Genomic DNA, 18,339 nt, shown 5'->3' with positions numbered 1-18,339 from the left:
GTATCGTGCGCGACCAGCTAATGGATCGCCTCTGCCCCCGACATCAGGTCGATGAGGTTCTGTCTGGTGAGTTCGGACCGAAGGTGCGAGCCGACGACACGCCCATCTTTCATCACGACGATTCGATCACACAGGGCGATGAGCTCGTCAAGGTCGTCCGAGGCAACGAGGATCGCCGTGCCGTCGGCTCCGGCGGCTCTGAGCAGGCGATGGATCTGCGCTTTGGTGCCAACGTCCACGCCGGCGGTCGGCTGATCTGCCACGATCATGCGCGGCCGCGCCAGGAGCACGCGTGCGAGGAGCAGCTTCTGCTGGTTTCCCCCGCTGAAGCGCTGGGCCTCAAGCGCCGGATCGGCCGGGCGAATCTGTAGTCCGGAAAACTTGTCGGCAATCGCCGCGACACTTCGCTTGCGATCGATCACCCCCCGCGGGGCAAGGCCGCGGTCCAGCGCCATGAGGATCATGTTCTTCGCTGCGGTGGCCGATCCGATGATGCCCTCCGTCTTTCTGGCCTCCGGCACCAGCACGATGCCTCTCGCGAGTGCGGCACGGGGGCCGTGGATCGACACTGGCTTCCCGTCGACGAGAAGCTGCCCCGCGGTGAGGCGCTCAGCGCCGACTATGGTGCGGGCGACTCGCGAGCGACCCGAACCAACCAGGCCCGCCAGGCCGACGATCTCGCCCTCGCTGACCACAAGATCGATATCCGACACCCGCGCCGATGTGACCCCGACGAGTTCGATTACCGGCTTCATCGCGATTCGCCGATCATCCCTGGAGGTGGCGGCGGCTTCCTCGGCCGCGAGCTCCTCGTTGAGCATCGCGCGGGTCATCGATCCGAGGGTGAACTTTTCGATCGGTCCGCTGTCGACAACCCGACCGTTGCGAAGGACCGTTGCCGAGTGACACGACTGGAAGATTTCCTCGAGAAAGTGGGAAATGTAGACGATCGCCATCCCGCTCCGTGCGAGTTCGACCATGAGGTCGCGAAGGTCGGCTCGTTCCGGCCCCGAGAGTCGCGCCGTCGGCTCATCCATCACCAGCACCTTCACGTCGCGTGACAGGACTTTTGCGATCTCGACCCGCTGCTGCAGGCCGGTGCTGAGTTCGGAAACGAGCGATGACAGCGGAAGACTGGCCAACATCGGGACTTGTGAGACGACGGCGTGAGCAGCGTCTCGCGTCGTCTTCTTGCCGTAGAGGGCGCGGCCGGGCTCGATACCCAGCATGATGTTCTCGGCCACCGTCAGCGATGGAACGAGGCTCAGTTCCTGATGAATCAGTCCGATGCCCTCGCGCAGCGCATCCCGCGGTGACGACAGTGTTGCTTCGTGGCCGTCGATTCGCACGGTTCCCTGGTGTTCCGGATAGATGCCACCGAGAATCTTCATCAGTGTGCTCTTGCCTGCCCCGTTCTGTCCCACCAGGGCGTGAATCTCCGACGGCGCAATGCTCAGTCCGACGTCGTGAAGAACCGTCGTGGTTCCGAAGGTCTGGCTTATCCCGATCATCTGCACCCGAGGGGGGACGGGATCGCGCAGTTCTGGCATCGTGCTCCTCTTTCGATGGGATGCGTCTGCGCCGGCCGACCCGCGAAGGTCGGCCGGCGCAGCTACAGGCTGGTTACCAGTCCCAGGAGGTGCTGAACTCGCTGAGGTTCTCCTTGGTCACGAGCGGCAGCTCGACGAAGTCGGTGGGCCGCTTCACAGCGTCCTCGTTTCCTTCGAGCCAGCTGCAGAGGGCCGTGATTCCTGCCTTGCCCTGTTCTGCCCCATCCTGCAGCACTGCGCCGTAGACCTCGCCGGATTCGATGCCCGCGTGGACCTGGTTGGGGAAGTCACCGGCGACGAACTTCACGTCGTCACGCCCGATGCTGTGCGCGTACTGGGCGCCGATGTAAATCTCGGGTCCCTCGGCAACGATGACGTCGAGTTCACCCGGACCGAACTTCGTGAGGAGGTCCTGGACGACGGCGAGGTTTTCGTCGTTGCTCCAGTTGTCCGTGACGGTTGCGACGATCTCGATCGCTGGATTCTTGCCGATCGTTTCGACAAATGCCTCGGTGCGCAGCACCTCGACTGGGTTGCCGACGATGCCCTGAATGAGGGCGACTTTTCCACCGTCCGGGATTGCCTGCTCGGCGAGCTGAGCGAGACCGACTCCATAATCCGACTGATCGACGCCTACGTAGGTGACGAGTTCGGCGCCGTCGCCGACGTTCGCGTTCACGGCGACGACGGGGATTCCGGCGGCGTTGGCCTGCTGGACCGCGGGGACGATCCCGTCAGCCTCAATGCTCTGGATCAGAATGCCGCTGGTGCCATTGGCAACGGCCTGTTGAAGCTGAGCAATCTGCGTGGCGTTGTCATTGGCGCCGTCCTGCACGGTGAGGTTTGCGCCCAGCTCGGCAGCCTGCGCGACAGCACCGTCGGCAAGGGTTGCGATCCAGGGGTTGGCCATGTTGTTGATCAGGAACGTTATGTTGTCGCAGCCGGCCGCCTCGCCGGGAGCAGCGTCTGGACTGGCAGAGCTACAGCCTGCCAGTGCGACGAGACTGGCGATGCCGATTGCGGCAACCCCTGACTTTGCCATGAGCACGTTAGTGCGCTTGTGAGAGTTCATTGCGGTGCACCTTTTCTGTGTATGTGATGGGTTGGGTCATTCTGTGAATCGATGGGAAACACGTCAGTGGTCACTGTCACGCGAACGTCCCGCCCGGTCGGCGATCACGGCGGCGAGGATGATGGCGCCCACGACGGCGGGCTGCCAGTACGGCGAGACCCCCAGCTGGTTCATCCCGTTCCCGATGACGCCGAGCAGGATGGTCGCTGCGATGACGTTGCTTACCCGCCCGACTCCGCCAGAGAGTGCAGTGCCACCAATGACACAGATCGCGATGGCGTTCAGCGGCCACGCCTCGGCTCCTGTCGGCTGCCCGATCGCTGACTGGCCGAACATCAGCAAGCCGCCCAGCGCTGTTGCGATTCCGCCGAACACGAAGGCCGCGATCTTTACGGGCACCACTGGCACCCCGGAGAGGTAGCTGGCATGCTCGTTTGCTCCAGCGCTGAAGATCCAGTGGCCCCATTTGGTTCTCGTGAGCACGAGGTGGGTCAGAATCGCGAACATCATGAACGCGAGGAAAAGGTAGGAGACGCCGAACACTGAGCCATACGCGAACGCCTGCAACTCAGCGGATTTGCCCACCACCGACTTGCCCTGAGTGATCACGAACATGATCCCGGTGACGATGCTCGCCAGCGCGAAAGTCGCGATGAACGAGTTGATTCGCAACCGGGCAATGATGAGGCCGTTGATGAGGCCGGTTACTGTCGCGAGCAGCACTCCGGCGAGCAACGCTGCAGGCAGCCCGACCTCGCGCGAGATGAACGCGGCAAGAACCGCGACTGCGCCGCCGACCGCGCCGACCGAGAGGTCGAAGCCCCCGCTGATCATCATCACCAGCATGCCCATTGCGACGATGCCGATGATGCCGTTCTGAGCGAGGATGTTCTGCAGGTTGGCCGGATTCCGGAATGTTGCCGAGGCGATGCTCAGACCAATCACCGCAACGAGCAGCGCAACCCACAGATTGTTCCTGGCGAGAAGGCGCAGGACGGGATGTTGCGCTACCGACGCGTTCACGGCGCGAACACCGTCCCGGCGGCATCAGCATCTGCTACGCACGACTCGATGGTTATGCGTCTACCGGTGGCGATTGACTGACGGGCCGCGAGCGAGACCTCGAGCGCGCGGATCGCGGACTCTGTGGTGCTGAGGCCCGGTTGCCTGGTGTGGCGAATGCAATCGAGGAAGTACTCGACCTGTGCCGTGTACGGGTCATCGCCCTCGATCTCGCGGGATTCAGACCCGTTGACACCGGATCGCGAGTAGACATTGACACCGGATGCCCCAGCTGTGGGCGCGGCCGCCGCAAAGTCGTACCCGGCCATGCCCTTCGTTCCGAGAGCCTCGATCGAACTCGTGAACGGAACGCCCTGGGCGGTGTCAGCGAAGCTGAGCACCTGCCCCACTCCACCCCCGCGATACTCCACGGTCGTCTCGATGGGACCGAGCGTGCTGACGCTGACCGCCGAAACAGCTACCGGCTCTCCCAGAAACAGGTTGAGTTGGTCGTAGTCGTGAATGCTGAAATCCACGACGACTCCACCGGAACGCTCCTCGTCGTGCCACCATTTCGCCCAGTCGGGCCGGTTACTCAACCGGGAGCCCCGCACCGAGAGCACGGTGCCGAGGTGGCCGTCGCGCACGTCATCACGAAGCAGTTGATACCCCTTGAAGAATCTGATGACCTGGGCGATCATCATGATCGCGCCGCTGTCCCTGGCGGCATCACGGATCTTGAGGGCGTCGCTGATTGTCAGGGCGATCGGCTTCTCGAGCAGCACGTTCTTGCCAGCCCGCAGCGCGCGAATCGCGATCTCCGGATGGCTGTCGGTCGGGCTGCAGATCGAGATCACGTCGACCTCAGGGTCAGCGAGCACGGCATCGAGATCGGTCACGAAGGTCGCCGAGGGGGCATGCTCGAGAGGTTCACCCGGTCGAGGAGTCTGGATGTATTTGATGTTCTCCGCGAATCCCAATTTCGCCCACGATGCGGCGTGCGTCCGCGCCATGTAGCCCTGCCCGACGATCGCAATTGTCGTCATCGTGTTCGCCTACTCTCCTCGCAGCGAGCGAACAACGTTCGCCGAGCGCACGAGCGCGTCGTGCACCTCGTCGACCGATGCCGGCCCCTCCGACGTGAACTCGATCTCGATGCTCAGGGGTGCAACGCAGTGCGTCTCTTGAAGAATCGAGAACACCCGCGCGAAGTCAGTATCCCCGTCGCCGATCGCCGGGAAGTTCCATTCCGCGCTTTCGCCGGCCTTGTCCTTCAGGTGAATACCGACGATCACGTCTGCACTCTCGCGAAGGTCGTCGTATGGCTGAGTGTCGGCGTACATGATGACATTGGCCGTGTCGTAGTTGAGTTTGAAGTTGGGGGCGCCCACCTTGCCGATGAGCTCCTTGATCTGCACGCCGGTGGCGTAGCTCGCCCCATGTGTCTCGACCGCGAGCGTGAGTCCGTGGCCTTCCGCTACGGCCGACAGCTCTCTCAGAATTTCCACCAGCTCGGTGTCATCTTCGATGACGTGTTCGTCTCCGTGAGTCTCGCCAGTGCCCGTGACGACATAGGACGCGCCCAGCCTGGCAGCAAGGCCGAGATTCTTCCGCAGGTTCTCGCGACCGTCCTCGGTCATGATGTTGGTGTGGCCGCACATTCCGAGAATCGTGATGTCGTTCTCGCGCAGGGTGGCCAGCATCGCCCCGACCTCGTCGTCGGTCATTTCCCAGCGAGCGTGCTCGGTGTACCCGCGCACGGCCGCTATCTCAATGAAATGGATGCCTGCGTCTCGCGCGCCCCGGACCGCATCCGTGAAATCGAAGCCATGGTAGGTATTGCTGTTCAGACAGATCTTGTTTTCCACGAAAGTCTCCTTCGGCTTCGCGAGTCCGATGGAAGGGTGTCCGGGGTTCCGGTTCGGACTTGTCATTTGATTAGTTAGGAAGGTAACTTATTTATTATGTGTCCGCAAGAGGAAAGCCCCGAGCGTGACCACGTTGTTGCCGTCACCGGTTCCCCGCAGCTGATGCGCAGGATGAACCGCAGCCAGGTGCTTTCCACTCTCAGGACGCGCGGGCCGATGTCGCGCCCGGCCATCAGCAAAGCGACGGGGCTTTCCAAAATCACTGTGGATGCCGTCGCCACCGAATTGCTCAACGAAGATCGCGTGACCGAGACCCCCGAGCCTCCCACCGGCAGCCCCGGTCGACGCGCGCGGCTGCTCTCGTTTCGCGAAGACTCGGCCCACGTTGCCGTCGTTGACATCGGCGCGACACGTGCGCGCGTGGCGGTGTCTGACCTGTCCGGCACCCTGGTCGCGCAGGAACAGGTCGATCTGATTGGTGTCGCCACCGGCGCCGAAGTTCTCGACATGGTGCGCGCAGCCCTGCAACGTGCCATCGTGGCGGCCAACCTTGAGAATTCGGAGATTCGCGCGTTGTGCATCGCGACGCCGGGCATCGTGGATCCCACCACGCAGCGGGTGACCCTCGCTCCACAGCTGCCGGATTGGGACGACATCGATCTGGTGGCCGAGATGTCTTTTCTGGGCGATTGCCCCATTCACATCGAGAACGAGGTTCACCTCGCCGTGGTCGGCGAGCAATGGCGGGGGGCGGCCAGAGGGTGTGACGATGTGGCATACGTGCACCTGGGCTTTGGTGTCGGGCTCGGCATCGTGAAGTCCGGAAAGCTGATCAGAGGGGCGCGCGGTGGTGCTGGCGAGATCGGCTACCTGCCCCTCGTTGGGTTGGACACGGAGGCGACCGAAGGCCGGCGCGGACGCTTCGAAACGCTCGTTGGCGGCGCCGCGTATCAGCGTGCCGCCCAAAAGCTCATCGAGTCTGGCGGAGGTCGATCGTTGGTCAATGCCGCTGGAGGGGATCGTCAGCGGGTCGATGCAGCGCTCATCTACCGCCATGCAGAAGCGGGCGACCCCGAGGCGGTCGCGATTGTTGAACCACTTCTCGCGTACACCGCGGCGGGAATTGCGTCGGTGATCAGCATCCTTGATCCCAGCCTCGTGATCATTGGCGGCGGCATTTCGCGAGCTGGCTCGTGGATGCTCGAGCGGCTCACGCAACTGCTCAACGAACTCACACCGCTGACCACCGATCTCCTCCTCGCCGGACTGGGCGATGACGCCGTGCTGATCGGCGCGTGTCGCCGGGCGATTGACGCGTGCGAACACGAACTTCTCGACCTCACCCGCTAGGAGAAACACCATGGCTGTACCGTCCGCGTCCTTGAGGATCATGGGTATCGGCGCCCACCCCGACGACCTTGAATTGATGTGCGCGGGAACTCTCGCAAAGTACCGGTCACTGGGTCATCACGTGACGATGTGCCACATCGCCGGCGGTGACCGCGGCGCAACCTCGGGCACGCGTTCCGACGTGGCCGAGACCCGCCGTGGCGAGGCTGGTTCGGCGGCGTCGCTGATTGGCGCGGACTATGTGAATCTGGGAGTTTCAGACGGGGAGGTCGATGCCAGCAGCGAGGATCAAAAGCTTCTCGTTGCCACCGCGATCAGACGTGCGCGTCCAGACGTGATCATCACCCACTCGCCCGGCGACTATATGGAGGACCACAATCAGGCCTCCGCGCTGGCCTTCTCAGCAAGCTTTCTCGCGACACTCCCCCTCTACGACACGGGGAGTGATCCGATCGGTGCGGTTCCGGCGCTCTTCTACATGGACACCATGGCTGGCCTGGGTTTCCAACCGAGCGAGTTTGTCGACATCACCGAGCAGCTCGATACCAAGTTGGCGATGATGCGCTCCCACGCGAGCCAGTTGACGTGGCTGGAGCACCACGACGACATGGACGTACTCGGGCAGATAACGACAGTCGCTGCCTTCCGTGGGCTTCAGTCCGGCGTTCGCTACGCCGAAGCCTTTGTGTCATGCAACGTGCACCTGCGCGCCCGCACAACACGGCTGCTCCCCTAGGAGTCAGGCGACAGGAACCGGGATGACGCCATGCGGCCCGAGTTTGTCAGCGCCGCCGTCCTCCGCCGTGAGAACCCAAATCCCGCCGGCGTGCACAGCGATCGAGTGCTCCCAGTGCGCTGCGTCGAGCCCATCGTTTGTCGCGATCGTCCAGTCATCGGCGAGCACGTGCGAGTCGATGCCGCCCATGGTCACCATGGGCTCGATCGCCACCACGAGCCCTGGTTTGATCTCCGGGCTCGATCCCCGCACGCGATAGTTGAACACTGGCGGATCTTCATGCATGGAACGGCCGATCCCGTGCCCGGTGAAGTCTTCGACGATGCCGTATTCGATGTCGCCCTGCAGGGAATCCTCGATCGCGCCACCAACGTCGTTGAGCTTGCGCGCGGTAGCCAGCGCCGCGATTCCAGCCCACAGCGAACGTTCGGTGGCGTCGGACAGCTGCTGCCGCTGCGCCACGACCTCGGGTCGGGAGGGGTCGGGCACCACGACGCTGAAGGCAGCATCGCCGTTCCAGCCGCCCACCTCTGCACCGCAGTCTATTGACACCAAATCGCCGGCCGCGATGACGCGGTCACCGGGAACGCCATGAACGATTTCATCATTCACCGACGCGCAGATCGTGTGTCGGTAGCCGGGCTCTTTCATGAAATTCGGCACGCCGCCACCCGCGCGGATGACCCGCTCGGCGATTGCATCCAGCTGGAGGGTCGTGACCCCTGGGGCAATGGCCAGCCTGACGGCTGCAAGCGCAGCCGCCGTGAGTATTCCGGGCTCCACCATCAGGCGCAGCTCAGCTGGAGTCTTATAGAGCTTTCGGTTGCCGAATGCCACGACTAGTGGCTCGCGTGGCCCGCGAGCTCGATGCCGCGCACTGCGAGAGCGGCGGTGATCCGCTCGGTTACGACGTCGATCTCGCCGATCGCATCGACCTTCACCAGCACTCCGCGACCATCGTAAACATCGATCAACGGTTCGGTCTGGTCGCGGTAGACCTCGAGGCGGTGTCTCACGACAGACTCCCCGTCGTCGCTGCGTCCCTGTTCGCTCGCCCGCTTGCGGAGTCGTTCGACGACCACATCCGGATCTGCGACCAGTTCCACGACAACATCGAGCGCCGTGCCGTGCCCGGCAAGAAACTCGTCGAGCTCGCGCACCTGGTCCGTCGTGCGGGGGTAGCCGTCAAGCAGGAATCCTGCGTCACAGTCAGACTCGGCAAGACGGTCGCGGATGAGCGCGTTGGTGAGGGAATCCGGAACATTGTCGCCGGCATCCATGTAGGCCTTCGCCTTGGAGCCGAGTTCCGTCTCGTTCTTCACATTGAAGCGGAAGATGTCTCCGGTGGAGATGGCGGGGATGCTGTAGTTCTCAGCAAGCCGAGCGGCCTGGGTGCCCTTTCCTGCTCCGGGCGGCCCGATGAGGAGAAGCCGGGTCAACGGAGCAGCCCTTCGTAGTGACGCTGCTGAAGCTGCGAGTCAATCTGCTTCACGGTCTCGAGCCCCACGCCGACGATGATCAGGATGCTTGCCCCACCGAACGGGAAGTTCGTGTTGGCGCCAACGAGCACCAACGCGATCAGCGGGATCAACGCGATCAGGCCGAGGTAGAGAGAACCCGGCAGGGTAACGCGCGTCAGCACGTAGTCCAGGTATTCGGCGGTCGGACGACCCGCGCGAATGCCGGGGATGAATCCGCCGTACTTCTTCATGTTGTCGGCAACCTCTTCTGGGTTGAAGGTGATCGCGACGTAGAAGTACGTGAACCCGACGATGAGGGCGAAGTAGAGCAGCATGTAGAGCGGGTGATCGCCCGAGGTCAGATAGTTCTGGATCCAGACGACCCACTCGGCCGGAGCCTCGCCGGCAGCCGGTGTGTTGAACTGCGCAATCAGGGCAGGCAGGTACAGCAACGACGATGCGAAGATCACTGGCACAACGCCAGCCATGTTGACCTTGATCGGAATGTACGTGTTGTTGCCACCGTAGGTGCGCCTGCCGACCATCCGCTTTGCATATTGCACCGGGATGCGACGTTGCGACTGCTCCACGAACACCACAGCGGCCACGATGATGATGCCAACGGCGATCACCGCGATGAAGACCTCAACGCCCTTTGCGGCGAGGATGCTGCTGAGCGAGCCGGGGAACTGAGCCGAAATTGACGTGAAGATCAGCAGCGACATGCCGTTGCCGATGCCGCGCTCAGTGATGAGCTCACCCATCCACATGATGAGGCCAGTGCCTGCCGTCATGGTGATGACCATCAGCATGATGGCGTACCAGGAATCATCCGTGATGAGCTGGCTGCACTCGGCTACGCCGGAGTTGGAGGGGAAGAGCGAACCGCTGCGCGCGACGGTGATCAGCGTTGTTGACTGGAGTACAGCAAGCGCGATCGTCAGGTAGCGGGTGTACTGCGTCAGCTTCGACTGGCCAGCCTGGCCCTCTTTGTACAGAGTCTCGAAGTGTGGGATGACCACGCGCAGCAGCTGAACGATGATCGACGCCGTGATGTACGGCATGATCCCGAGAGCGAAGATCGACAGCTGGAGCAAAGCCCCACCACTGAAGAGGTTGACGAGATCGTACAAACCCTGGGTGCCGGCATTTCCTGCGAGACACAGCTGCACGTTGCCGAAATCGACGAACGGAGCGGGGATGAACGAACCGAGACGGAACAGCGCAACGATGCCGAGCGTGAACCCGATCTTCCTGCGAAGGTCGGGCGTGCGGAAGATCCGCGCGACAGCTCTAAACACAAGGCCTCCGATTATGTAGTAATGCAATCGAGTGGGGCTCCCCGGGAGGGAACCCCACTCGTTTTAACGCCAACACTTGCATCGGCAAGTGGCGGGATGGTTACTTAATGGAACCGCCCGCGGCGACGATCTTCTGCTCAGCTGAGCTCGAGACCTTATCGACTGCAACATTCAGCTTAACCGCAATGTCGCCGTCGCCAAGAACCTTGACCTTTTCGTTCTTGCGAACGGCGCCCTTTGCGACCAGGTCGAGGATGGTGACATCCCCACCCTTGGGGTAGAGCTCGGCGAGCTTCTCGAGGTTGACAACCTGGTACTCGACGCGGAACGGGTTCTTGAACCCGCGCAGCTTCGGGGCGCGCATGACGAAGTTAACGCCACCACCTTCGAAGCCAACACGCATCTGGTAACGAGCCTTGGTTCCCTTGGTACCACGGCCAGCAGTCTTACCCTTTGAACCTTCACCGCGACCAACACGGGTCTTGTCCTTCTTGGCACCGGGGGCCGGGCGAAGGTGGTGAACCTTCAGCACCTGCGGGCGGGCAACGTCACCAGACGCTGCCTTCTTCGCAGCAGGAGCCTTCTTCGCAGCAGGAGCCTTGGCGGCTACAGCGTCGTCTGACGTTGAAGCAGCAGCCTTGGTCGGAGCCTTCTTGGCTGCGGCAGCCTTCGGTGCAGCAGCCTTCGGCGCGGCAGCCTTGGCCGCAGGGGCCTTGGCGGCAGCGGTCTTAGCCGGAGCCTTCTTGGGTGCAGCCTTTTCGGCAGCGTTCTTTTCGTCAGCCATTAGTCAATCTCCTCGACCTTGACAAGGTGAGCGACAGTGCGAACGTAGCCGCGGTTCTGCGAATTGTCTTCGCGAACTACGACGTCACCGATGCGGTGAAGCCCGAGGCTCCGCAGGGTGTCGCGCTGGTTCTGCTTCTCACTGATTTTGGACTTGATCTGGGTTACCTTCAGGCGTGCAGCCATCAGACACCTGCCTTAGCTTCTGCCTCGGCGCGCAGGAGGCGAGCCGGGATGACGTGCTCGGGGTCGAGGCCACGACGTGCGGCAACCGCACGAGGCTCCTCGAGCTGCTTGAGGGCAGCTACCGTCGCGTGCACGATGTTGATCGTGTTCGACGAACCGAGTGACTTGCTGAGTACATCGTGGATGCCAGCGCACTCGAGTACGGCGCGAACTGGACCACCAGCGATAACACCGGTACCGGCGGATGCGGGACGAAGCAGTACTACGCCTGCTGCGGCCTCACCCTGAACGGGGTGCGGGATCGTCTGGGCGACGCGGGGAACGCGGAAGAAGTTCTTCTTCGCTTCCTCGACACCCTTGGAGATGGCGGTAGGAACCTCGCGGGCCTTGCCATATCCAACGCCGACCAGTCCGTTACCGTCACCGACGACCACGAGAGCGGTGAAGCTGAAGCGACGACCACCCTTCACGACCTTCGAGACGCGGTTGATCGTGACAACGCGCTCCAGGAACTGGCTCTTCTCCGCGTCGCGGCTGTTGCCACGGTCACGGCTGGGGCTGCGCTCACGGCCGCCACGGCGGGCCTCGCGAGGCTCGTTGGTAACGTCCGTTGCCGGCGCGTCGACGACTGCAGCTGAAGCTACGGCCTCAGCCGTAACCACTGCGGGTGCGTCAGTTACTTCGGACGTCACGTCCTGCTCCTTGTTGGTATTCGTTGCGTCGGTCACAGGTTCAGTCCGCCCTCTCGTGCTCCATCGGCGATCGCTGCGACGCGTCCTGCGTAGCGGCTGCCGCCACGGTCGAATACGACTGCCTCGATGCCTGCTGCCTTTGCGCGCTCGGCGACGAGCTCGCCAACCTTGCGTGCCTTGGCGGTCTTGTCACCGTCGAAAGTGCGCATGTCAGCCTCGAGCGTGGATGCCGATGCCAGGGTGAAACCCTTTGAGTCATCGACAACCTGCACGAATACGTGCCTGGCTGAACGGGTGACGACCAGGCGCGGGCGCACCTCGGTGCCGACGACCTTCTTGCGAAGGCGTGTGTGACGGCGAGCCTTGGCTGCCGACTTGCTCTTACCTCGTTTGATTCCGAGAGCCATGATCACTTACCACTCTTTCCGGCCTTGCGGCGGACTACTTCTCCGGCGTAGCGCACGCCCTTGCCCTTGTAGGGCTCTGGCTTGCGCAGCTTGCGGATGTTGGCTGCAACTTCGCCGACGGCCTGCTTGTCGATGCCGACGACGGTCACCTTGTTGTTGCCCTCGACCGTGAAGCTGATGCCCGCGGGCGGGTCAACCGTGATGGAGTGCGAGTAACCGAGAGCGAACTCGAGCGAGGCGCCCTTGGCTGCGACGCGGTAACCGGTACCGACGACCTCAAGGCCCTTGGTGTAACCGTCGGTAACGCCGACGATCTGGTTCGCGATGAGCGTGCGGGTCAGGCCGTGAAGCGAACGCGATTCGCGCTCGTCGTCCGGGCGGGTGACGAGCACCTGTCCGTCTTCGAGTGCAACCTTGATCGGGTTCTTGACGGTGAGGTTGAGCTCACCCTTCGGGCCCTTGACTGCGACGGCCTGGCCGTCGATCTTGATCTCGACCCCTGCAGGGACGGAGATGGGGAGGCGTCCAATACGTGACATGGTCAGTTACCACACGTAGGCGAGGACTTCCCCACCTACGCCCTTCGAGGTCGCCTCTTTGTCGGTCAGAAGACCGGAGGAGGTTGACAGGATGGCGACGCCGAGCCCGCCGAGGACCTTGGGGATCTCGGTCGACTTTGCGTAAACACGCAGGCCGGGCTTCGATACGCGCTTGATGCCCACGATGGAGCGTTCGCGGTTGGGGCCGTACTTGAGGTCGATCGTGAGGGTCTGGCCAACGCGGGCTTCCTCGATCTTCCACGCCGCGATGTAACCCTCGTTCTTGAGCATCTCGGCGATGTGGGTCTTCAGCTTGCTGCTGGGCAGCGAAACCGTGTCGTGGTACGCCGAGTTGGCGTTCCTCAGTCTGGTCAGCAGGTCTGCGACCGGATCTGTCATTGTCATGATGGGTGTTTCCATATCTCGCCCGGTTTCGACATCCGTTACGCGAATGCCGACCTGGTCGATCGGTGATGCTTGGTTGAACTGGTGCCTGTTGGCGGTAAAACTGTGCGGGACTTTACTTCGTGTTCTCAGCGGAGCGGAACGGGAAGCCGAGCGCCTTGAGCAGCGCGCGTCCTTCTTCATCCGTCTTCGCCGTGGTGACGACAGTGATGTCGAAACCGCGAACGCGGTCGATCTTGTCCTGGTCGATCTCGTGGAACATCGACTGCTCCGTGAGGCCGAAGGTGTAGTTGCCGCGACCATCGAACTGCTTGTCGCTCAGGCCACGGAAGTCACGGATACGCGGAAGCGCGAGCGTGACGAGGCGGTCGAGGAACTCCCAGGCGCGGTCGCCACGAAGCGTGACGTGTGCACCAATCGGCTGGCCTTCACGCAGCTTGAACTGCGCGATCGACTTGCGTGCGTTGGTAACCTGCGGCTTCTGGCCGGTGATGGCCGTGAGGTCCTTCACTGCGCCGTCAATGATCTTGCCGTCGCGGGCTGCCTCTCCGACACCGGTGTTGACAACGACCTTCACGAGTCCGGGCACCTGGTGCACGTTCGTGAAGCCGAAGTCCTTCTTGAGCTGCGCAGCGATCTCGGTGCGGTACTTCTGCTTGAGGCGCGGCTGGGTCTTGCCAGTCGGCGCAGCAGTTGCGGTGTCAGTCATCAGTTTGCGTCCTTCTCGGTTGCGGCGGGCTTCTCAGCTGCAGCATCCTTCTTGGCTTTCGGGGCTGCCTTTGCGGGCTTCTCGGCTGCCTTCTCTTCGGCTGCCTCGCCCTTCAATGCCTTTGACTTCTTGGTCTCGACGCGGCGTGACTTCTTGAAGTAACGAACGCGCGTGGTCTTGCCACGGTCATCCGTCTCAACAGTGAAGCCAACGCGAGCGGGGAGCTTGGTCTCGGGGTCTACGAGCGCGATGTTGGACACGTGAATCGGTGCCTCCATCGTCTCGATGCCACCGGTCTTCGTGCCGCGCTGGGTCTGACCGACCTTGACGTGCTTGGTGACAAAGTTGACACCCTCCACGATCACGCGGTTCTTCTCAGCGATGACGCCAATGACGCGACCCTGCTTGCCGCGGTCTCCGCCGCGATCCTGGGTCGGGCCGCTGATGACCTGAACGAGGTCACCCTTGCGAATGTTTGCCATGAGTTACAGCACCTCCGGTGCGAGCGAGATGATCTTCATGAACTTCTTGTCGCGAAGCTCGCGGCCAACCGGTCCGAAGATACGGGTTCCACGGGGGTCTCCGTCTGCCTTCAGGATGACGGCGGCGTTCTCGTCGAACTTGATGTATGAGCCGTCGGAACGACGGGTCTGCTTGATGACGCGGACGATGACCGCCTTGACGACATCACCCTTCTTGACGTTTCCGCCAGGGATCGCGTCTTTGACGGTGGCGACGATGACATCACCGAGGCCCGCGTAACGACGGCCGGAGCCACCGAGAACGCGAATCGTGAGGAGTTCCTTGGCGCCGGTGTTGTCGGCGACCTTAACTCGGGATTCCTGCTGAAGCATTACTTGGCCTTTTCGAGGATCTCGACCAGGCGCCAGCGCTTCGTAGCGCTGAGCGGACGGGTCTCGCTGATGAGAACGAGGTCACCGACGCCGGCCTCATTGGCCTCGTCGTGAACCTTGACCTTGGATGTGCGGCGGATGACCTTGCCGTACAGGGGGTGCTTTACGCGGTCTTCGACCTCGACAACGATGGTCTTGTCCATCTTGTTGCTCAGTACGTAGCCGCGGCGGCTCTTGCGGTAACCGCGAGCGAGCTCAGCAGTCTCAGCCGCTGGGGTTGCACCTTCTGCGGGTGCTGTGACCTTAGCCATGATTACGCCTCCTTCGTCGCGTCGGTGACCTCAGCTGCGGGCTCTGCCGCTGCGTCAGTCTTCTTGGTTGCCTTTGTCTTCTTCTCTGCCTTGGCCGGAGCCTCGACAGCAACAGGTGTTGCCCGGATGCCCAGCTCGCGCTCACGGATGACCGTGTAGATGCGAGCGATGTCGCGCTTGACAGCGCGAATACGTCCGTGGCTTTCGAGCTGGCCGGTCGCGGCCTGGAAGCGAAGGTTGAAAAGTTCTTCCTTCGCCTTCTTCAGCTCTTCGACGAGTCGCTCGTCTTCATAGGTATCGAGCTCGACTGGGGCGAGCTCCTTGGTGCCGATCGCCATTATGCGTCGCCCTCCTCGCGCTTGATGATGCGTGCCTTCAGGGGCAGCTTGTGAATGGCACGAGTGAGTGCTTCGCGGGCAACCTCTTCGCTCACGCCGGCGAGCTCGAAGAGCACGCGACCTGGCTTGACGTTGGCGATCCACCACTCGGGCGAGCCCTTACCGGAACCCATGCGGGTTTCGGCAGGCTTCTTGGTGAGCGGGCGGTCTGGGTAGATGTTGATCCACACCTTTCCACCACGCTTGATGTGACGGGTCATCGCAATACGAGCGGCCTCGATCTGGCGGTTGGTGACATACGCAGGCGTGAGTGCCTGGATGCCGTACTCGCCGAACGAAACAACCGTTCCACCAGTCGCCTGGCCGCTACGGCCGGGGTGGTGCTGCTTGCGGTGCTTTACCTTGCGGGGAATCAACATGGTTACGCCTCAACTCCTGCTGCAACTGGTGCGTCAGCCTTGGGCGCTGCGGTGGAACCGCCTGCGCCACGGGGCGGACGGCTGTCGCGGCGGTCGCCGCCACGGTCGTCACGACGCTCCGGACGGGATGACTTCTGGTTGGCCTGCTCGCGAGCAAGCTCCTTGTTCGTGAGGTCGCCCTTGTAGATCCAGACCTTCACGCCGATGCGGCCGAACGTCGTCTTTGCTTCGTAGAAGCCGTAGTCGATGTTGGCGCGAAGGGTGTGCAGCGGAACGCGGCCCTCACGGTAGAACTCTGAACGGCTCATCTCAGCGCCACCGAGTCGACCGGAAACCTGGATGCGAACACCCTTGACCGAGCCGACGCGCTGGGCGCCCTGCATGCCCTTACGCATTGCACGACGGAACGCGACACGAGCAGCGAGCTGCTCGGCGATTCCCTGTGCAACGAGCTGAGCTTCAGCCTCTGGGTTCTTCACCTCGAGGATGTTGAGCTGGATCTGCTTGCCCGAGAGCTTCTCGAGGTCGGAGCGAATACGCTCTGCCTCTGCTCCACGGCGACCGATGACGATACCGGGGCGCGCCGTGTGAATGTCAACGCGGACACGGTCACGGGTGCGCTCGATCTCGATGCGGGCTACGCCTGCACGGTCGAGTGAGGTCTTGAGCAGGTTGCGGATCTTGACGTCCTCAGCGACGTAGTCGCTGTAACGCTGGCCGGCCTTGGTGCTGTCAGAGAACCAACGCGACACGTGGTCGGTGGTGATTCCCAGACGGAAACCGTAGGGGTTTACCTTCTGTCCCATTACTTCTTCCCTGCCTTCGTGGCGGTGGTCTTGGCTGACGCCTTCTCAACGTCGGCTTCAGTCGGAGTCGCGAGCACGATCGTGATGTGGCTCGTGCGCTTCAGGATCTGGAAGGCGCGGCCCTGAGCACGCGGCTGGAACCGCTTCAGGGTCGTTCCCTCGTCAACGAAAGCCTGCGAGACGAACAGGTCCTGCTCGTCCAGGTAGCTGTTGCTGGCGTCTGCCTTGACCTTCGCGTTGGCCATGGCCGCTGCGACGAGCTTGTAGACGGGCTCGCTGGCACCCTGGGGTGCGAACTTCAGGATGGCCAGAGCTTCGACCGCCTGCTTTCCACGGATGAGGTTAACAACACGACGAGCCTTCGTCGGTGTGACGCGAATGTGCTTCACGCGAGCGATGGATTCAACCATTAGCGACGACGACCCTTCTTGTCATCCTTCACGTGTCCACGGAAGGTACGGGTGGGGGAGAATTCTCCGAGCTTGTGGCCCACCATGGTTTCGGTGATGAACACCGGGATGTGCTTGCGACCGTCGTGCACCGCGATGGTGTGACCCAGCATTGCGGGGATGATCATCGAGCGGCGCGACCAGGTCTTGATCACGTTCTTGCTACTGGCCTCATTCGCCTTGACGACCTTCTGCAGCAGGTGGTCGTCGACGAAGGGGCCCTTCTTCAGACTGCGTGGCATCTTCTTGACTCCTACTTGCGCTTCTTGCCGACATTGCGGCGGCGGACGATGAGCTTGTCACTCGGAAGGTTGCGCTTACGCGTACGGCCTTCCTTCTGACCCCAGGGGGTGACGGGGTGGCGTCCACCGGACGTCTTACCCTCACCACCACCGTGAGGGTGGTCGACGGGGTTCATGGCGACACCACGGACGGTCGGGCGAACGCCCTTCCAGCGCATGCGGCCAGCCTTACCCCAGTTGATGTTGGACTGCTCAGCGTTTCCGACCTCGCCGATGGTGGCGCGGCAGCGGATGTCGACGTTGCGGATTTCACCGGACGGCAGACGCAGCTGGGCGAAGGGGCCATCCTTGGCGACGAGTCGAACCGATGCACCGGCGGAGCGGGCCATCTTGGCGCCACCACCCGGACGCAGCTCGATCATGTGGATGACGGTACCGACCGGGATGTTCTTCAAAGGAAGGTTGTTACCCGGCTTGATGTCAGCGGAAGCGCCCGACTCTACGATGTCGCCCTGGTTGAGCTTGTTCGGGGCGATGATGTATCGCTTTGAACCATCGAAGTAGTGCAGCAGCGCGATGCGTGCCGTGCGGTTGGGGTCGTACTCGATCTCGGCAACGCGGGCGTTGACGCCGTCTTTGTCGTTGCGCTTGAAGTCGATCACACGGTACTGGCGCTTGTGGCCACCACCGATGTGGCGGGTCGTGATACGACCTGCGTTGTTACGACCACCGGTCTTGGGCAGTGGACGGAGTAGCGACTTCTCCGGGGTCGAGCGGGTGATCTCGGCAAAGTCTGCTACCGAGGAACCGCGACGACCTGGAGTCGTGGGCTTGTACTTGCGAATAGCCATTGTTATTTC

At 62.4% G+C, this 18,339-nt stretch carries 25 protein-coding genes and 1 pseudogene; 2 read left to right on the top strand and 24 right to left on the bottom strand.

Going from position 1 to position 18,339, the window contains the following annotated elements; all coding sequences use genetic code 11:
• Window positions 1-17: 17 nt before the first annotated feature.
• The 5 genes from QMG83_RS02945 to QMG83_RS02925 form a co-directional block, all read right to left on the bottom strand.
• The gene (locus QMG83_RS02945) at window positions 18-1,550 is read right to left on the bottom strand and encodes a sugar ABC transporter ATP-binding protein (RefSeq protein ID WP_283503863.1); all 1,533 of its coding nucleotides are present in this window, start codon (window positions 1,548-1,550) and stop codon (window positions 18-20) included.
• A 73-nt stretch (window positions 1,551-1,623) separates the two neighbouring features.
• Complete coding sequence (locus QMG83_RS02940) at window positions 1,624-2,622, bottom strand: sugar ABC transporter substrate-binding protein (RefSeq protein ID WP_283503862.1); 999 nt, start codon at window positions 2,620-2,622, stop codon at window positions 1,624-1,626.
• Between the two features lie 63 nt (window positions 2,623-2,685).
• On the bottom strand, window positions 2,686-3,645 hold the full coding sequence (locus QMG83_RS02935; RefSeq protein WP_283503861.1) for an ABC transporter permease: 960 nt from the start codon (window positions 3,643-3,645) through the stop codon (window positions 2,686-2,688).
• The gene (locus tag QMG83_RS02930; protein WP_283503860.1) at window positions 3,642-4,670 is read right to left on the bottom strand and encodes a Gfo/Idh/MocA family protein; all 1,029 of its coding nucleotides are present in this window, start codon (window positions 4,668-4,670) and stop codon (window positions 3,642-3,644) included. The genes QMG83_RS02935 and QMG83_RS02930 overlap by 4 nt, the downstream gene beginning before the upstream one ends.
• 9 nt (window positions 4,671-4,679) lie before the next feature.
• Window positions 4,680-5,492, bottom strand: coding sequence for a sugar phosphate isomerase/epimerase family protein (locus QMG83_RS02925; protein ID WP_283503859.1), 813 nt, complete (start codon window positions 5,490-5,492; stop codon window positions 4,680-4,682).
• A 96-nt stretch (window positions 5,493-5,588) separates the two neighbouring features.
• On the opposite strand from QMG83_RS02925, the gene QMG83_RS02920 reads away from it, so the two are divergent.
• Together QMG83_RS02920 and QMG83_RS02915 are read left to right on the top strand one after the other, a co-directional pair.
• The gene (locus QMG83_RS02920; protein WP_283503858.1) at window positions 5,589-6,842 is read left to right on the top strand and encodes an ROK family protein; all 1,254 of its coding nucleotides are present in this window, start codon (window positions 5,589-5,591) and stop codon (window positions 6,840-6,842) included.
• 10 nt (window positions 6,843-6,852) lie between these two features.
• Window positions 6,853-7,578 (top strand): PIG-L deacetylase family protein, encoded by a 726-nt coding sequence (locus tag QMG83_RS02915; protein ID WP_283503857.1) that lies wholly within the window; start codon window positions 6,853-6,855, stop codon window positions 7,576-7,578.
• 3 nt (window positions 7,579-7,581) lie between these two features.
• Here the strand turns inward: QMG83_RS02915 and map are convergent, their stop codons facing one another.
• From map to rplB, 19 genes and pseudogenes are all read right to left on the bottom strand, one after another.
• Complete coding sequence (map, locus tag QMG83_RS02910) at window positions 7,582-8,415, bottom strand: type I methionyl aminopeptidase (RefSeq protein WP_283503856.1); 834 nt, start codon at window positions 8,413-8,415, stop codon at window positions 7,582-7,584.
• Between the two features lie 2 nt (window positions 8,416-8,417).
• Window positions 8,418-9,017, bottom strand: coding sequence for an adenylate kinase (locus QMG83_RS02905; RefSeq protein WP_283503855.1), 600 nt, complete (start codon window positions 9,015-9,017; stop codon window positions 8,418-8,420).
• Complete coding sequence (secY, locus tag QMG83_RS02900) at window positions 9,014-10,339, bottom strand: preprotein translocase subunit SecY (RefSeq protein WP_283503854.1); 1,326 nt, start codon at window positions 10,337-10,339, stop codon at window positions 9,014-9,016. The genes QMG83_RS02905 and secY overlap by 4 nt, the downstream gene beginning before the upstream one ends.
• A 100-nt stretch (window positions 10,340-10,439) precedes the next feature.
• Entirely contained in the window at window positions 10,440-11,123 is a 684-nt protein-coding gene (gene rplO / locus QMG83_RS02895; RefSeq protein WP_283503853.1) for a 50S ribosomal protein L15, read from the bottom strand.
• A complete protein-coding gene (gene rpmD / locus QMG83_RS02890; RefSeq protein ID WP_097060176.1) occupies window positions 11,123-11,308 on the bottom strand; it encodes a 50S ribosomal protein L30 in 186 nt (61 codons plus the stop codon). Before rpmD ends, rplO begins: the two co-directional genes overlap by 1 nt.
• Window positions 11,308-12,036: a 30S ribosomal protein S5 gene (rpsE, locus tag QMG83_RS02885; protein WP_097060175.1), complete on the bottom strand. Its 729-nt coding sequence runs from the start codon at window positions 12,034-12,036 to the stop codon at window positions 11,308-11,310. The genes rpmD and rpsE overlap by 1 nt, the downstream gene beginning before the upstream one ends.
• Window positions 12,033-12,407: a 50S ribosomal protein L18 gene (gene rplR / locus QMG83_RS02880; protein WP_097060393.1), complete on the bottom strand. Its 375-nt coding sequence runs from the start codon at window positions 12,405-12,407 to the stop codon at window positions 12,033-12,035. Before rplR ends, rpsE begins: the two co-directional genes overlap by 4 nt.
• 2 nt (window positions 12,408-12,409) lie before the next feature.
• Window positions 12,410-12,946 (bottom strand): 50S ribosomal protein L6, encoded by a 537-nt coding sequence (gene rplF / locus QMG83_RS02875; RefSeq protein WP_283503852.1) that lies wholly within the window; start codon window positions 12,944-12,946, stop codon window positions 12,410-12,412.
• 6 nt (window positions 12,947-12,952) lie between these two features.
• The gene (rpsH, locus tag QMG83_RS02870; protein WP_283503851.1) at window positions 12,953-13,351 is read right to left on the bottom strand and encodes a 30S ribosomal protein S8; all 399 of its coding nucleotides are present in this window, start codon (window positions 13,349-13,351) and stop codon (window positions 12,953-12,955) included.
• Between the two features lie 115 nt (window positions 13,352-13,466).
• Window positions 13,467-14,060, bottom strand: coding sequence for a 50S ribosomal protein L5 (rplE, locus tag QMG83_RS02865; RefSeq protein WP_283503850.1), 594 nt, complete (start codon window positions 14,058-14,060; stop codon window positions 13,467-13,469).
• A 146-nt stretch (window positions 14,061-14,206) separates the two neighbouring features.
• Window positions 14,207-14,542, bottom strand: a pseudogene (gene rplX / locus QMG83_RS02860) (50S ribosomal protein L24); the annotation flags it as partial.
• Window positions 14,543-14,545: 3 nt separating this feature from the next.
• Window positions 14,546-14,914, bottom strand: a complete 369-nt coding sequence (gene rplN, locus QMG83_RS02855) for a 50S ribosomal protein L14 (protein ID WP_097060170.1) — start codon at window positions 14,912-14,914, stop codon at window positions 14,546-14,548.
• Window positions 14,914-15,225 (bottom strand): 30S ribosomal protein S17, encoded by a 312-nt coding sequence (rpsQ, locus tag QMG83_RS02850; RefSeq protein ID WP_283503849.1) that lies wholly within the window; start codon window positions 15,223-15,225, stop codon window positions 14,914-14,916. Before rpsQ ends, rplN begins: the two co-directional genes overlap by 1 nt.
• A 2-nt stretch (window positions 15,226-15,227) precedes the next feature.
• Complete coding sequence (rpmC, locus tag QMG83_RS02845; RefSeq protein ID WP_283503848.1) at window positions 15,228-15,563, bottom strand: 50S ribosomal protein L29; 336 nt, start codon at window positions 15,561-15,563, stop codon at window positions 15,228-15,230.
• On the bottom strand, window positions 15,563-15,982 hold the full coding sequence (gene rplP / locus QMG83_RS02840; protein ID WP_283503847.1) for a 50S ribosomal protein L16: 420 nt from the start codon (window positions 15,980-15,982) through the stop codon (window positions 15,563-15,565). The genes rpmC and rplP overlap by 1 nt, the downstream gene beginning before the upstream one ends.
• Window positions 15,983-15,984: 2 nt before the next feature.
• Window positions 15,985-16,788 carry a 30S ribosomal protein S3 gene (gene rpsC, locus QMG83_RS02835; RefSeq protein WP_199281189.1) on the bottom strand — a complete coding sequence of 268 codons (804 nt, stop codon included), beginning with the start codon at window positions 16,786-16,788 and terminating at the stop codon, window positions 15,985-15,987.
• Window positions 16,788-17,198: a 50S ribosomal protein L22 gene (gene rplV, locus QMG83_RS02830; RefSeq protein WP_283503846.1), complete on the bottom strand. Its 411-nt coding sequence runs from the start codon at window positions 17,196-17,198 to the stop codon at window positions 16,788-16,790. Before rplV ends, rpsC begins: the two co-directional genes overlap by 1 nt.
• Entirely contained in the window at window positions 17,198-17,479 is a 282-nt protein-coding gene (gene rpsS / locus QMG83_RS02825) for a 30S ribosomal protein S19 (RefSeq protein ID WP_199281190.1), read from the bottom strand. The genes rplV and rpsS overlap by 1 nt, the downstream gene beginning before the upstream one ends.
• A gap of 11 nt (window positions 17,480-17,490) precedes the next feature.
• The gene (gene rplB, locus QMG83_RS02820) at window positions 17,491-18,330 is read right to left on the bottom strand and encodes a 50S ribosomal protein L2 (RefSeq protein ID WP_199281191.1); all 840 of its coding nucleotides are present in this window, start codon (window positions 18,328-18,330) and stop codon (window positions 17,491-17,493) included.
• Between the last annotated feature and the right edge of the window lie 9 nt (window positions 18,331-18,339).

The organism is Salinibacterium sp. G-O1, from assembly GCF_030063305.1.
Taxonomy (GTDB): Bacteria; Actinomycetota; Actinomycetes; order Actinomycetales; family Microbacteriaceae; genus Rhodoglobus.
The sequence above is the reverse complement of the archived record's forward strand: the minus strand, read 5'-3'. Positions and strand labels throughout refer to the sequence as shown.